General features: G+C 72.0%; 6 protein-coding genes. 3 read left to right on the forward strand and 3 right to left on the reverse strand.

Annotation, left to right across the window (positions count from 1 at the left end):
* Positions 1 to 39 precede the first annotated feature (39 nt).
* Positions 40 to 336, reverse strand: coding sequence for a hypothetical protein (locus ACH34Q_RS42030; RefSeq protein WP_395988807.1), 297 nt, complete (start codon positions 334 to 336; stop codon positions 40 to 42).
* 389 nt (positions 337 to 725) lie between these two features.
* On the opposite strand from ACH34Q_RS42030, the gene ACH34Q_RS42035 reads away from it, so the two are divergent.
* Both ACH34Q_RS42035 and ACH34Q_RS42040 read left to right on the forward strand, forming a co-directional pair.
* On the forward strand, positions 726 to 2,756 hold the full coding sequence (locus tag ACH34Q_RS42035; RefSeq protein ID WP_395988808.1) for a PQQ-binding-like beta-propeller repeat protein: 2,031 nt from the start codon (positions 726 to 728) through the stop codon (positions 2,754 to 2,756).
* Positions 2,757 to 2,771: 15 nt separating this feature from the next.
* Positions 2,772 to 4,916 carry a PQQ-binding-like beta-propeller repeat protein gene (locus ACH34Q_RS42040; protein ID WP_395988809.1) on the forward strand — a complete coding sequence of 715 codons (2,145 nt, stop codon included), beginning with the start codon at positions 2,772 to 2,774 and terminating at the stop codon, positions 4,914 to 4,916.
* Between the two features lie 56 nt (positions 4,917 to 4,972).
* On the opposite strand, the gene ACH34Q_RS42045 is transcribed toward ACH34Q_RS42040, so the two are convergent.
* Together ACH34Q_RS42045 and ACH34Q_RS42050 are read right to left on the reverse strand one after the other, a co-directional pair.
* A complete protein-coding gene (locus tag ACH34Q_RS42045; RefSeq protein ID WP_395988810.1) occupies positions 4,973 to 6,220 on the reverse strand; it encodes a glycosyltransferase in 1,248 nt (415 codons plus the stop codon).
* 10 nt (positions 6,221 to 6,230) lie between these two features.
* On the reverse strand, positions 6,231 to 8,306 hold the full coding sequence (locus ACH34Q_RS42050) for a DHA2 family efflux MFS transporter permease subunit (RefSeq protein ID WP_395988811.1): 2,076 nt from the start codon (positions 8,304 to 8,306) through the stop codon (positions 6,231 to 6,233).
* A 277-nt stretch (positions 8,307 to 8,583) separates the two neighbouring features.
* Between ACH34Q_RS42050 and ACH34Q_RS42055 the strand changes: the two genes are divergently transcribed.
* Positions 8,584 to 15,108 carry an SDR family NAD(P)-dependent oxidoreductase gene (locus tag ACH34Q_RS42055; protein WP_395988812.1) on the forward strand — a complete coding sequence of 2,175 codons (6,525 nt, stop codon included), beginning with the start codon at positions 8,584 to 8,586 and terminating at the stop codon, positions 15,106 to 15,108.
* Positions 15,109 to 15,117 lie beyond the last annotated feature (9 nt).

Raw genomic sequence — 15,117 nt, forward strand, 5'->3', positions numbered from 1 at the left:
CCCAATAACACACCCACGCAAAGGCCAACACCCCACGAGTCAACCGTCGGACGCCGACCGGGGCGGGGGTAACGGCATGCCATTGGGCGACTTACCGCCAGATAGTGGGGTCTTGTGCGTCGCAACGTACATCGGCACGATGTACATGCCGATGGCCGCGGGCAGCAGGAGAAAAGCGAACCCGGATGCCAGGCTTCCTAGGCCTATGGCCGCTACAAGAATTGCCGCCACGACCCCCGGAAAGGCCACGCCCCAACTCAGTGGCTTGGACGTGTGTCGCGAAACCGTCGCGACGGTGATCGCCACGGCATTGACACTGAGCGCGATCAGCAACATTCCGACTGAACCATCTGAGCCGAAAAATGCTCCCTTCATCGCGAGCGGGCTCGTGAGAAGAATCCAGAGCGCACCGGCGAGATTGATTTCAGCGATACTTCGACGGTAGCCATCCAGGGCTGACCGTCAGTGCCGGACTCAAGGCGTAGGAGCGGCGCCGGCAGCCACGTAGGGGCTCGGGCCAGGAGCCATTCGCGACGTGGATTAAGGTCGCGCGGTCATTGCGACAGGTAGTACCTGCACACGTAGGTCGGGCCGGTGTCTCCCTGTTCGATCTTGTATCGAGGCCATAGCCGCCGTTTCCTTGATGTTTTTTCGGCGAAGGGGTCGATCTCCGGGGGCGGGTGTGCGTCATTGGTGCCATGGAACGGCTGACTCCGGAAGATCCGGTGCGCATCGGGGATCATGTGCTGGTCGCCCGGCTGGGCGCCGGGGGCATGGGGCGGGTCTATCTCGGCCGCACACCGGCCGGGACGCCGATCGCCATCAAGGTGATCCACGAGCATCTGGCGCGGGACCCGCGGTTCCGGGCGCGGTTCCTGCGGGAGGTCGCCAACGCCCGGCTGGTGAGCGGCGCGTTCACCGCGCCCGTGCTGGAGGCCGATCCCGAGGCGGCCACGCCGTGGCTGGCCACGGCCTATCTGCCGGGCCTGTCGCTGCAGGAGGCGGTCCGGACGCACGGGCCGTTCCCGGTCCAGGCGGCGCTGGCGCTGGCGGCCGGGCTGGCGGAGGGGCTGGACTCCATCCACCGGGCCGGTGTGGTGCACCGCGACCTCAAGCCGTCCAACGTGCTGCTCAGCGGCGAGGGCCCGCGGATCATCGACTTCGGGATCGCCAGGGCGGCCGACGATCACGTGCTGACCCGTCCGGGCGGGGTCCTGGGCACGGCCGGTTACATGGCGCCCGAGCAGGCGGCCGGTCAGGAGGTGGGCCCGGCGGGCGATGTCTTCGCGCTGGGCGCGGTGCTGGGGTTCACCGTCGTCGGACGCAGGGTGTTCGGCGACGGCCCGGTTCCGGTCATGATCCATCGGGTGCTGAACGAGGACCCGGACCTGGACGGGATACCCGATGCGTTCCTGCGCGGCCTCGTCGCCGACTGCCTGGCCCGCAATCCCGCGCTGCGTCCGACGTCGGCGATGCTGCTGGACCGGCTGAGCTGGGCCGGCACGGCACCGGAGGGGGTCGGATGGCTACCGGCGGCACTGGCCGAGGCGGTACGGGCCAGGCAGGCGCAGCCGACACCGGCCACCATGGCGCTGCCGGGGCGGGTCCGCCGGAGACGGTTGCTGATCGCCGGTGGGCTCGCGGCGGTTGGGGTGGCGGGCGCGGGGCTGGGCGAGTTGACCGCAAGGCTGCGGTCCGGGACCGAGACGTCGCCGCGGCCGCCGGAGACGCCCGCCGCGGCAGGAAGCAGCCCGGCCGGCGGCGGTCCGGCGGAGGGACGGGTGCGGTGGCGGCTGCGGGATCCGCGTACGGAGGCGGCTCCCGTCATCGACGCGCGGACGGCCTACGTGGTGACCTCGACCGGTGACCTGATGGGCGCCGAAGGGTGGCTCCTGGCCGTCGACGTCCGGTCCGGGAAGCAGCGCTGGAAGCGCGGTATCAAGCGCTCCTCCGAACGGGTGGCGGTCGCGGGGGGAACGGCCGTCGCACTTGAGGAGGGCGGCCTGCGCAATGCGGCCCGCGGGTCGCGTTGGGAGCTCACCGCCTTCAACGCCGCGGATGGGAAGAGGCGGTGGTCGGCGCCGCTGACCGCTCCGGTACAGCCGCCGATCGCGGCGGACGGGCTGGTGATCGTGGCAGGGGACGCGCTGAGTGCGTTCGATCTCCGTACCGGAACCGAGCGGTGGCGGCGTTCGCTCGACTGGATCGCGAGCTACCCCGTGCTGACCGCCGGTGGCGGGGCGCTCTGCGTCCTGACCAAGGAGGAATTCCGGGTGCTCGACACGGCGTCGGGCGCGACCGTGTGGAGCCATCGTGTCGAGGGCCGGGCGGCGACCGTGCTGGACGCGGGCACGGTCTACGTCACCGACCAGGGGAACCGGCTCCACGCCGTACAGCAGGGCAAGGCCCGCTGGAGCGTCCCCGCCGGGAAGGTCGTCAGGCCGCCTCTGGTGTACGACGACACCGTCGTCGTACTGGACATGGCCGGCTTCGTGCGCGCGTTCGACCGAGGTACGGGCAAGCAGCGGTTCGCCGTGCCCGTCCAGGCCGGCGGCTCCGAGACGGCGACGGCTCCGCTGGCCCGCATCGGCGGCGCGCTCTACGCGCCCGGCGGCGCCACCGTGCACGCCGTCGACCTGGATCGCGGGCGCCTGATGTGGCGCATCCGCCTCGACGCCGAGATCGACGGGCTCGCCGCGGCGGACGGAGCCGCCATCTGCTCGACCGGTGACCTGGTCGCCGTCACCGCCCCCTGACCCCCTGGAGGACCGATGGAGCCCCTGCGTCCCAGCGACCCGAGACAGATCGCCCAGTTCAAGGTGCTCGCCAGGCTGGGCCAGGGCGGTATGGGCGAGGTCTTCCTCGGCACGTCCCCCGGCGGGCGGCCGGTGGCCATCAAGCTGATCCATCGCGAGCTCGCCGACGACCCCGGGTTCCGCGCCCGGTTCCGCCGGGAGGCGGAGATCGCGCAAACGGTCAGCGGTGTCTTCACCGCCCCGGTGCTGCGCGCCGATCCCGAAGCGGAACGGCCCTGGCTGGCGACGTCCTACCTACCCGGCCTGTCCCTGGAAGAGGCGGTCCGGTCGTACGGTCCGCTGCCACCGGCCAGTGTTCGGGCGCTCGCGGTGGGGCTGGCGGAGGCGGTCCGGTCGATCCACCGGGCGCGCGTCGTCCATCGCGATCTCAAGCCGGCCAACGTGCTGCTCGGCCGGGACGGTCCGCGAGTGATCGACTTCGGTATCGCGCGGGCGGCCGACTCCGCCGCGATCACGCAGAGCGGCGAGGTGATCGGCTCGCCGGGTTTCATGGCGCCCGAGCATGTCGCGCGCGGCACGGCGGAGCCCGCCTCCGACATGTTCTCCCTCGGGGCGGTGCTGGTCTTCGCCGTCACCGGGACCGGCCCGTTCGGCGACGGCCTCGTTCACGTGATCCTGCACCGGACCGTGCACGAGCCGGCGCGGTTGGAGGCGGTGCCCGACCCCGTGCTCCGCGACATCGCCGCCGCCTGTCTGGCCAAGAACCCCGCTGAACGGCCCGGCCCCGAACAGGTGACCGCGCGGCTGGCCGACGCCGCGACCATGGACCTGCACGGCACGCGGTGGCTGCCGTACCAGGTGGGCGCCGGGATCGCCGGCCGGAGCAGTGAACCGGTACCGCCGCCGCTGCCGGTCCGCCGCCGGCGGCGGATACCGCGCCGGGCGCTGATCGCCGGCGGGGTGGTCACCGGAGTGGCCACGTTCCTCGCGATCGACGACATGCGCGGCCGGCCTGGTACCCCGCCGGGACCGGTGCGCTGGATGGTGCGACTTCCAGGTGAGAAAGTGCTGAAGGCGCGCGGCCTGGTGATCGTCAACGGGGTGCTGCTCGTCGCCGGCGGGACCACGTTCGCCGCCGTGGACCCGCTCGCCGGCCGGGTCAGGTGGAGCGTCCCGGACGTCCTCACCGACACCTTGGAGGGCCTGGCGAGATCGGCGGACCGGTTGTTCCTGCAGCTCAGGGATGGCCGGCTTGCCGCGTACGACATCGCCACCGGCCGGGAGGCATGGTCGCACCAGCTCGGCCTGAACCCCTCCAGCCCGCCTTCGGCGGCGACGGGCGGCGTGGTGTGCGTCCCGGACAACCGCGAGAACACGCTGACGGCCTTCGACGCCCGTACCGGCAGGGCGCGGTGGAGCCACGGCCGCCTGTCGGGGTTCGGGCCGGTCGCCTCCGGACGGACGGTGTGCCATCTGGACGCCGGTGACCTGCTGGTGGGCATCGACGCCGCGACCGGCCGCCGCCGGTGGTCCGCCGAACTCCCGCAGCCCGTGGCCGTGCCGCTGCAGAAGGCCGGGGATCTGGTCCTGGCGATCACCGGCGCGCTCCAGGCACGGTCGTACACGGTGCTCGCCTTCACCGCCTCGGACGGCAGGCCGCGCTGGCAGGCGGAACTCGCCACCCCCATCACCAATGACGGGACGCTGACACTGGCCGACGGCAGGACGATCTTCATGGTGTGGTGGGCGGCGGTGCTGCACGCGCTCGACCGCCGCTCCGGGCGACTCCGCTGGACGTACCCTCTCGGCATGGACAAGGGCTTCGCCGGCCCGCCCCCCATGATCGTCACCCCGGGCCGGCTCTTCGTGAACACGCGCAACGGCCTGCTCGTCGCCGTGGACACCGCCACAGGCCGCGGGCTGTGGCAGCAGCGGCTGCACCCCGACAGCCACGGCGGTCCCGTACTCGCGGACGGCCTGCTGCACATCGGCGACCGGGGCCTGTCCTCGTTCGACCCGGCGACCGGCCGGCTGGTCAAGCAGATCCGCGCCGACCACCGGTCCCGCCTGATTTTCGCCGAGAACCTGTACGCCTCGGGCGGCACCCTCTACCACGCCAACTCCAGCGGCGAACTCCTGGCCACCCCCACACGCTCCTAGCGCGGTGACCGCCAACGTTCACCGGACGACCCACCGGAGCGGTGCGGGGGTCGGGATCAGCAGAGGGTGTCGAGGATTTCGCAGGCGCGGGTTACTCCGTCTTCTGCTGTGATGCGGCGTCCTAGCTGTTGGGCGCGCGTGGCCATGTGGGGCGTCTGGACGGCCTTCTGTATGGACGAGGCCAGTTGCGCGGCGTTCAGTTTGCTGAACGGGAGCGGCGCGGGGCCTGCTCCTAGGGCGGCGATGCGTTCGCCCCAGTACGGCTGGTCACCAAAGAACGGGCAGACGACCGTGGGGACACCCGCACGCAACCCCGCGGATGTCGTGCCCGCTCCTCCGTGGTGGACCACCGCCGCCATGCGCGGGAACAGCCAGGAGTGCGGTACGTCCCGTACGGCGAGCACGTCATCGGTGGAGGAGTCGGGGTCCCCTTGGACGACGCCTCGTACGCCTGCCTTGCGCAAGGCTGCCCGTACGAGAACGTCCGTTGCTTCCAGATCCTTGGGCCGCATGCTGCCGAACCCCACGTACACAGGGGGAGGGCCCGCCTCAAGGAACGCGGACAGTTCGGTAGGCGGCTCCCAGGCGACCTCGTCCAGGAACCAGTAACCGGTCAGGTGGACGTACGGTGCCCAATCGCGTGGACGCGGCACCACAGTGGGGCTGAAGCACGCGAGCACAGGCCGACGGTCGCGACGTGCCTGCCGCATAGGTCCGCGCAGCGGAAGTGAGGGCAGCCCCAACTCATTGCGGCGCCACGGGTTGATGAAGGGCCGTCCGAGCTGCCAGGCGACCTGCTCGATGGCCAGGTAGCCGGCCTTGTTGCCCAAGGGGCCGAGCCTTCGCGTCTGCGGCAGGAACGGATGCGGGAACGCCCCCGTAGGCTCGCTCGGCTGGAAGTGGATGAGTCCCCACGGAACCCCGAGATGCTCCCCGAGATGCTGGGACAGCATGCCGAGCGTAGGCCCGAGGATCAGATCGGCTCCCTTGCACGCGTCCAGGCATTCCGCTAGGAGTTGTTCGGCCATCGGCCCAAGGATCCGCCTGAATCCGCCCAGGAACTTGACCGGGTTGCGGCCTCCGGCGAGCAGTTCCTGCCCGGCCTCGGAGTCGAGGATCTCGGTCGGATCGGCCGTGAGCGACGCCAGCTCCATCGGGCCCGCCGCCTGCACCATGGAGGCATAGCGGGCGCTCGCCACCAGCCGTACGCGATCGCCGCGGGCCACCAGGGCCTGCCCGAGGGCCACGCAGGGCTGGATGTCGCCACGCGAGCCGGCGGCCACGATGACGATGGTGCGACTCACGGCTCTCCCCTCACCAGACGTCCCGCCGTGGCGACCCCGACGAGGGATCGGCGGGCTCTTCCGGTACGTACGGCTGGTACCAGCCCGTGGGTGGCGGCGGAGGCCACTGCCCCTCGTCGCCCTCCGGCACGGGTTCGGTTACGGGTTCGGGCACAAGTTCGGGCTCAGGCACAGCCGTGGGGACCGGCCCTGCAGGTGCGGACCAAACCTTCGGAGGCGTGGCGTCGGGCGGTGTGGGCTGCAGTGGCCAAGCCTGAGGTGGTGGAACGTGCGGAGCCTGAGGCGGACTGGCCCTGGGAGGAGCAGCATTCGGGGGTGCGGCATGAGGAGGCGGCATCGCCGGAATGGGCGCGACCGGTGTGGCGGCGGGCGGGGGTTCCTCTGCCGGCGGGTACGCGGGGTAGCGGGGTGGTGCGGTGTGCGTCGGCCCGGTGGTGATCACGGACAGGCCGTCGCGGGGGGTCATCCCGAGCGCTTCCAGGGGCGAGACCGCTCCGTTCCCGCCCGGTTCCGGGCTGTCGGGGAAGGGATCGAGGCCGTGCGGCCTGCCGTTCGGGGGGCCGGGGCCTGCGGGTACGGAGACCGGCTCGGCGACGGCCACGGGCACGGGTTCGCGGACCGGCTCTCGGACCGCCTTGCGGACGGGCTTGCGGGCAGGTTCGGGACTGGCCGGGTTGGGGAAGGCCCGGCGGCCGTGCTTGGGGCCGAACCAGCCCCGGCGGCTGGGCAGGGTCAGGGCGCTGATCACCCCGCCGATCAGGACGAGCGTCGCGCCGAGTACGAGGCCGGAGGCGGTGCCGTGGCGGAACGACTCCAGGGCGGCGTCGCTGGCGTCCTCGTGCGGGATCTCGTGGATGAGCAGGCCGACGATGGCGATGCCGAACGCGCCGGAGGCCTCGCGGATGACGTTGAGGATGCCGCTGGCCAGGCCCGCCTGCTCGTCGGGCACGGACTTCAGGACGTACATCGCCAGCGGCATGCACATGGCGGAGCCGATGCCGACGACCAGGACGCCGGGCATCAGTTCGGCGAAGCCGTCGTCGCGCCGCAGCAGCGAGAACATCACCATGCCGAGGGCCATCGCGGCCATCCCGCCGCCGACGGCGACGCGGGGGCCGAGCCGGGCGGCGACCCAGAACGAGACGGGGGTCAGCACCATCACCGCGATGGCCGAGGGGAGCATCACCAGGCCGGCCTCGGGGGGCGAGAAGCCGAGGTAGCGCTGCAGGAAGGTCGCCGAATAGAAGATCATCCCGTTGAAGCCGATGCCCCACATCATCTGCGACAGCAGCCCGCCGACGAAGACCCGGTTCCGGAAGAACCGCATGTCCATCATCGGGTCGGGGGCCCAGCTCTCGACCACGATGAAGCACAGCAGGGCGATGCCCGCGAGGGCGAACACGCTGAGCACGGCGGGGTCGGTCCAGCCCATCTGGCGGCCGGTCTCCAGCCCGTAGGTCAGCGCGAACAGCATCGTGGCGGAGATCAGCACGCCGGGCATGTCGATCCGGGCGGTGCGGTTCTCGCCCTTGGAGGTCAGCACGACGGTGCCGAGCGCGATCACCATGATCCCGGCCGGGATGTTGATCAGGAAGATCCAGCCCCAGGGCCAGTGCGAGACGATGATCCCGCCGATCGTGGGGCCGAGCGCGGTGGCGCCGCCGGCGGCGCCCACCCAGACGATCGTGCCGAGCGAGCGCTGCTTGTCGGTACGGCCGACGGTGACCATCACGAGCGTGGCCGGCAGCGCGAGGGCGGCGCCGGCGCCCTGCACGATCCGTCCGATGATCAGGACGCTGACGTCGGGGGCGAGCCCGCACACGGCGGAGGCGCCGGTGAAGATGGCCATTCCGGTGATGAACGTGAGCCGGCAGCCGTAGACGTCGGCGAGCCGGCCGCCCGCGATCATGAGGCAGGAGAACATCAGGATGTAGCCGGTCGCGACCCAGTCCTTGGCCGCGTTGGACATGCCGAGTTCGCGCATCATGGTGGGCAGCGCGTTGGCGACCACCGTGTTGTCCATGGTGATCATGAACGCGCTGGTGGCGACCACCGCCAGCGCCCATCGGTATCGGCCCCGGGTCACCTGTTCGCGCGGCGGTCGCTCCCGGCGGGCCCCGGGAATTCGCCGCTACCCCCTATTTGATGTGAGTGGTAACGTTACTTTTCGCTTGCAACCGGTTACAGTCGCCCATCTTTGGCGAGGGCCGTTCAAGTATCCCATCAGGCCACATTGGTTACTTCCGAGTCTTGTCATCACCGTGACAAGGCGTCCGCCAGAAAAGTGGTCTGGATGCGCATCATGAGCCGGTCACCGTGGGACAAAGTGGTCCCTCCGCTCGAACGATCGGAGAACCACGCGCATGCACAGCAGCGATCGTTCGGGAGCCGCACAGGACCAGACGCGGATCAGCGAGGATTCGATTCGTCGGCACCTGATCGAGCAGATCGCACGCCGCTCCCGGATCACGCCCGCCGAAATCGACCCGGACCGCCCGCTGGAGGAGTTCGGGCTCGGATCCCGTGACGCCGTCGCCGTGGCCGGCGAGCTGGAGCAGATGCTCGGCCGCGCGCTGCCGGCGACCCTGGTCTGGGAATACCCGACGATCAACAAGCTCTCGGTCGCGCTGGGCGAGCTGGCCTCCGGCGCCAAGCCCGCGGCCGTCCCCGCGCCCGCCGTGCACGCCGCCCGCCCCGAGGCGGACGAGCCGATCGCGGTGATCGGCGTCGGCTGCCGGTTTCCCGGCGGCGACCGCGACCTGTCCGGGCCGGGCGACTACTGGCGCTTCCTGACCGGGGTCGGCGACGCGATCCGCGAGGTCCCCGAGGGCCGCTGGGACGCGTTCGACGACGGATCCCCCGAGGTCGGCGACCTGCTGGCGCGGACCACCCGGCTCGGCGGCTTCCTGGACGACGTGTCGCTGTTCGACGCCCGGTTCTTCGGCATCACGCCGCGCGAGGCGGCGGTGATGGACCCGCAGCAGCGGCTCGTCCTGGAGGTCGCGTGGGAGGCGTTCGAGCACGCCGGCCTGGCGCCGACCTCCTTGCGCGGCAGCCGTACGGGCGTGTTCGTCGGCGTCTCGGCGCCCGAGTACGCGGCGTTCACCGCCGCCGACCTGGCCTCGCTGGAGGCGTTCACCGCCACCGGTGCCGCGCTGAGCATCATCGCCAACCGGCTCTCCTACCTGCTGGACCTGCGCGGGCCGAGCATGATCGTGGACACCGCGTGCTCGTCCTCGCTGGTCTCGACCCATCTGGCCGTCCAGGCGCTGCGCGCGGGCGAGGCGGACGTGGCGCTGGCCGGCGGCGTCAACGTGCTGCTGTCCCCGACGATCACCGTGACGTTCGACCAGGCGGGCGGTACGTCCCCCGACGGCCACTGCAAGGCGTTCGACGCCTCCGCCGACGGCATGGTACGGGCCGAAGGCTGCGGCGCCGTGGTGCTCAAGCGCCTTTCGGACGCGCTGCGCGACGGTGATCGCGTACTGGCCGTTGTCCGAGGTTCGGGCGTCAATTCCGATGGTCGTTCCAATGGCCTGGTGGCGCCGAATTCTGACGCTCAGAAATCACTCCTGCGCGATGTGTATTCATCGGCCGGTATCGACCCGCACGATGTCGATTACGTGGAGGCGCACGGCACCGGGACGTTCCTGGGCGATCCGATCGAGGCCAAGGCGGTCGGCGAGGTGCTCGGCGCGGGGCGCGAGCCCGATGCCCCGCTGCTGCTCGGCTCCGCCAAGTCCAATCTCGGCCACATGGAGTCGGCGGCGGGCATCGCCGGTCTGATCAAGACCGTGCTGGCCCTGCACCACAGGACGATCCCGCCGAGCGCGCACTACAAGGAGCCCAACCCGCACATCCCGTTCGAGGAGTTGCGGCTCGAGGTCGTGGCGGAGGAGATCGCCTGGCCCGATCGCGGCCACCCGGCCCGTGCCGGTGTCTCCGGGTTCGGCTTCGGCGGTACGAACGCGCACGTCGTCCTGGAAGAGGCGCCTCCGCAGAAGGTCGCCGACGAGCCGGTGTCGGTCCGCACGTACGCGCTGTCCGACACCAGCGAGGACCGGGTCCGCGACCATGCCGGGGTCCTGGCCCGCTGGCTCGCCGAGAACGACGACGTACGGCTCTCCGACCTCGCCCTCACGCTGCACCGGCGCGGCGCGCGAGGCCGCGCCCGCGCGGCCGTGGCGGCACGCGACCGCGCCGGGCTCGTGGACGGCTTCACGGCGCTGGCCGAGGGCCGCCCGCACCCGGGCGTCGTCACCGGTACGGCGCTGGGCGCGCCCGGCCGTCCGGTCTGGGTCTTCTCCGGGTACGGGGCGCAGCGCGCCGGCATGGCGCAGCGCCTGCTGGAGGAGGAGCCCGCTTTCGCCGAGGCCATCGACGATCTGGACGCGCTGTTCCAGGAGGAAGGCGGCCCGGCGCTCTGGGACATGCTGGAACAGGGCCGCAAGCCGGACGGACCGGGCGAGACGATGCCGGTGCTGTTCGCCGTGCAGCTCGCGCTGGCCCGTACCTGGAAGGCGCACGGCATCACGCCCGGTGCCGTGATCGGCCACTCGATGGGCGAGGTCGCCGCCGCCGTCGTGGCCGGCGCGCTCAACCCCGAGGACGGCGTCAAGGTCATCTGCCGCCGCTCGCGGCTGATGAACAGGCTGGTCGGCGGCGGTTCCATGGCCGTGCTCGGCGCGTCCGCCGCCGAGGTCGAGCGGCTCGCGCACGACCTGCCCGAGGTGTACGCGGCGGTGCACTCCTCGCCGAAGCAGACCGTCGTCACCGGCGACGCCGCACAGGTCGCGACCGTCGTGGAACGGGCCGAGGCCGAGGGCCGCCTGGCCCGCATGGTCCAGGCCGAAGGTGCCGGGCACTCGCCGCAGGTCGACCCCCTCCTGGACGATCTGCGCGCGGAGCTGGCCGAGGTCGGCGTCGAGCCGGGCACGCCGCTCGCCGACGGCATCCGCCTCTACACGACCGCGCTGGAGGACCCGCGCGCCGAGCCGGAACGGTTCGACGCGGACTACTGGGCGGCCAACCTGCGCAACCCGGTCCGGCTCGCCGACGCTGTTTCGGCCGCGGCCGAAGACGGCTTCCGGACATTCGTCGAGGTCAACGCGCACCCGATCCTGTCGCACGGCGTCGGCGAGACCCTGGAGGGCACCGGCGCGTTCGTCACCCACACGCTGAAGAAGGCGCGCAAGGGCGAGGAGACCGACGACGCCCTCACGTTCCACGCCCAGCTCGGCGTCATGGAAGCGCACGGCTTCCCGGTCGCGACCCCCGCCGACGGCGGCGTCATCGACGTTCCCCCGGCGCCCTGGCAGCACGAGTCGTACTGGGTGGACCACTCCAAGCGCCCGTCCGGCAGCCGCGACGAGCACCCGCTGCTCGGCGCGCACGTCGAACTGCCCGGTGAGGACCGGCACGCCTGGCGCGCCGATCTCGGCACCGCCATGTGGGAGTGGCCCGCCGACGCCCGGATCCACGGGCTCCGCGCGCTGCCGGTCGCCGCGTTCGCCGAGATGGCCCTCGCCGCAGGTTCCGAGGTCTTCGGCACGGACACGGTCCGTGTCAACAGCCTGTGGATAGAGCGGCCGCTCGCGCTGGCCGAGCACACCGTCGTCACGACCACCTACGACGAGGACGAGCAGCGCGCCGAGATCCACGCGCAGACCCCCGCCGGCACCTGGATCCGGCTGGCCGGCGCCGACGTGGGCGAAGATCGCCGCGGACCGGCCGTCCCGTCCGGCACCGCCCTCACCGAGGTCGCCGCCGCCGAGCGCGGCAGCCGCCACTACCGCTTCCACCCCGAGGTCTTCGGCCGCTGCCTGGACGTGCTGTCCACAGAGGCCGAGGCGGTCACGGGCGAGCCCGGCGTCTGGCTGGCCGACACGATCGGCAGCCTCCGCGTGTACGGGCCGACGCATCGCGGCGGCCACGCCAGGGTCGGCGTCGTCCACGATGACGAGGGCACCCTGGGATCGGTCCAGCTGGTCGGCGCCGACGGCGCGGTCCTTGCCGAGGCCACCGGGATCGTGCTGCGCCACGTCGAGCGTTCCGACGTCCCCGTCCCGCTCGCCGACAAGCTCGTCGAGGTCGTCTGGGACGAGACCGAAACACCGGAACCGTCCATCACCGGCGGCGCGTTCCTGCTGCTCGCCGAGGACGACGACCCGTTCGCGATCGAGATCGGCACCGGCCTCGAAGCCGGCGGCCACCGCGTCTTCCGGCACCGGCTGAGCGAGCGCCCGCCGGACGCGCACCCGCCGATGGGCGACCCGCCGGACGCCGTCGTCCTCGTCCCGCCCCCGGACCTGGTGGACGAGGCGCTCGTGCTCACCGTCGCGGGCGTCAGCCGTTCGCTGCCCGACGGTCCCCGCCTGTGGGTCGCGACCCGGGCCGTACTGCCCGTACGCGACGGCGAGGCTGGCGAGCCCGGCCAGGGCTTCGTCCGCGCGCTGACCCGCGTGCTCGCCTTCGAACGGACCGCCCAGCGCGCCACTCTCGTGGACGCCGACCGTCCCGCCGGCCTGATCGCCGAGGTCCTGGGCGACGGCGCCGCGCGCGAGGTCGCCTGGCGCGACGGCGCCCGCCATGTGGCCCGGCTGTCCCAGGCTCACCTGCCCCCCGGCGTGCCGCCCCGTACGACCGCTGCCAAGGGTCGGCACGCCGCGGGATCCCCTCGCCGGATCGTGCGGCGCGGCGGCGCGTACGTGATCACCGGTGGCTACGGCGGGATCGGCCTGGTCACCGCCCGCCTGCTGGCCGCTCGCGGCGCTGCGCGGATCGTGCTGTCCGGCCGCTCGGGCCCCGGCCCCGACGCCGAGAAGGTGATCGCCAAGCTCCGCGAGAGCGGCGTGGACGTCGGGATCGTGCTCGGTGACATCGCCGCCCCCGGCATGGCCGAACGGCTCCTCGGCGTCGCCCGCGAGGGCGGTACCCGGCTGCGCGGCGTCCTGCACGGCGCCGGCGGGATCGACGACCGGCTGATCGCCGACCTGGGCCCGGACGACCTGCACCGGGTCTGGTGGGCGAAGGTCGAGGGCGCCCGGCGGCTGAGCGAGGCCACCTGGGACACCGAACTCGACTGGTTCGTCATGCACTCCTCGGCCGCCGTCCTGCTCGGCTCCCCCGGCCAGGCCGCGTACGCCGCCGCCAACGCCGCGATCGACGCGCTGATCACGCACCGGCGGGCGCACGGCCGTACCGGTACGACGATCAACTGGGGCGCCTGGTCCCAGATCGGCGGCGCCGCCGATCTCGACCTCGCGGTGATCGACCCGATCAGCCCGGCCGAGGGCGCCGAGGCCCTCGAAGCGCTGCTGGCCTTCGACCGGCCCTCGACCGGCGTGCTGCGGTTCGACCCGGCCGCCGCCGTCGGCCTGTTCCCCGAGATCCAGAACATCCCGTACTTCGCCGCGCTCACCGAGGCCGCCGGAACGCTCGGCGACGCGGGCGACTGGCCCGGCGTCGACGCGGTCAAGGACCTGGACCCGGTCACCGCCCGACGCATGATCGGCAACCAGATCCGGCTCCGGATCGCCTCGGTGCTGGGCTTCGATCCCGACCGGCTCGACCCCGCCGTCCCGCTCACCGACCTCGGTCTCGACTCCCTGGTCGCGGTACGGATCAAGAGCGGTGTCGAGCACGACCTCGGGCTCACCGTCCCCGCGTCCGTGCTGCTGCAGGGCGCCAGCGTCAACGCGTTCGAGGAATGGGCGTCCAACGAACTCGGCCTCGCCGGCGAGCCCGTCTCCGCCGTCTCGAACGCCGAAGCCGGCTACGTGATGCCGCGCGATGCCGCCGAACGCCTCGCCGTCCGCATCTTCGAGGACGTCCTGGGCCTCGACCGCGTCGGCGTCACGGCCGACTTCTTCGCCGAACTGGGCGGCCAGGAACACCAGGCCGACCAGGTCGTCGCCAAGATCACCGCAGAACTAGGCCGGGAGGTCGGTCGGGGTCGGTTGGTCGGGGAAAACAGAGAAATCACTCGGGGCGAACTCTTCGAGGTCGCCACCGCCGAACACGTCGCCGACTTCATCCGAGCGGCCGACGAGGAAGCGGCGCGGCAGACCGTCCGCCCCCTGCGCTCGGCCGGCACCCGCCCGCCGATCTTCATCGCGCACCCCGCCGGCGGCACCACCGCCTGCTACCGCCAGCTCACCGATCTCCTGTCCGGTGACCAGCCGGTCTACGGCCTCGAACGCTTCGAGGACGCGCCCCCGGTCGAGGAACGAGCCGCGCGCTACGTCCAGCACCTGCTGGAGGTCCAGCCAGAAGGCGCGTTCCGCCTGGGCGGCTGGTCGTTCGGCGGAGTCCTCGCGTACGAGACGGCCCGCCAGCTCACCGCCGCGGGCCGCGAGGTCGAGTTCGTCGCCCTCTTCGACGCCGGGCTTCCCCTCCCCGTGGAGGACGAGTCCGACACCCTCGCGCGCCGCTTCGCCGCGTTCGCCGACTACATCAACCAGACGTACGACCTCGGCGTCACGCTCACCTACGACGAACTCGCCGGCCTGGACGAGGAGGCCCAGTTCGCCCTGGTCATGGAACGGGCGGCGCCCCTCGTCGACCACATCCCGCCCGCCGCCCTCAGCCACCAGCTCACCTCCCACCAGGACACCCGATCCCTGGAGGCGTACGAGCCGCGCCCGTACGACGGCCGCGTGATCCTCTACCACGCGCCGGAGGAGACGCCCTGGTCGGTGAAGGACGCCCGCTACGTGCTCGACGGGACCAACGGTTTCGGCGAGCTCTGCTCCGGCCTGGAGATCGTCACGATTCCCGGAGTGCACCACCTCAACCTCCTCGACCCGCCAGGGGTCGGGAGGATGGCCGCGCACCTGGAGGCACAGCTCGCCGCACGTGGTCTTCCAGTGGCCCGCCCCGCTCAGTGACCCGCGCCC

The sequence above is a fragment of the Actinomadura sp. 9N407 genome (assembly GCF_044326315.1).
Classification (GTDB): domain Bacteria; phylum Actinomycetota; class Actinomycetes; order Streptosporangiales; family Streptosporangiaceae; genus Spirillospora.

Coding starts and splice junctions, on each gene's coding strand:
- ACH34Q_RS42030 (WP_395988807.1), bottom strand. CDS start 336: ATGTTGCTGATCGCGCTCAGTGTCAATGCCGTGGCGATCACCGTCGCG.
- ACH34Q_RS42055 (WP_395988812.1), top strand. CDS start 8,584: ATGCACAGCAGCGATCGTTCGGGAGCCGCACAGGACCAGACGCGGATC.
- ACH34Q_RS42040 (WP_395988809.1), top strand. CDS start 2,772: ATGGAGCCCCTGCGTCCCAGCGACCCGAGACAGATCGCCCAGTTCAAG.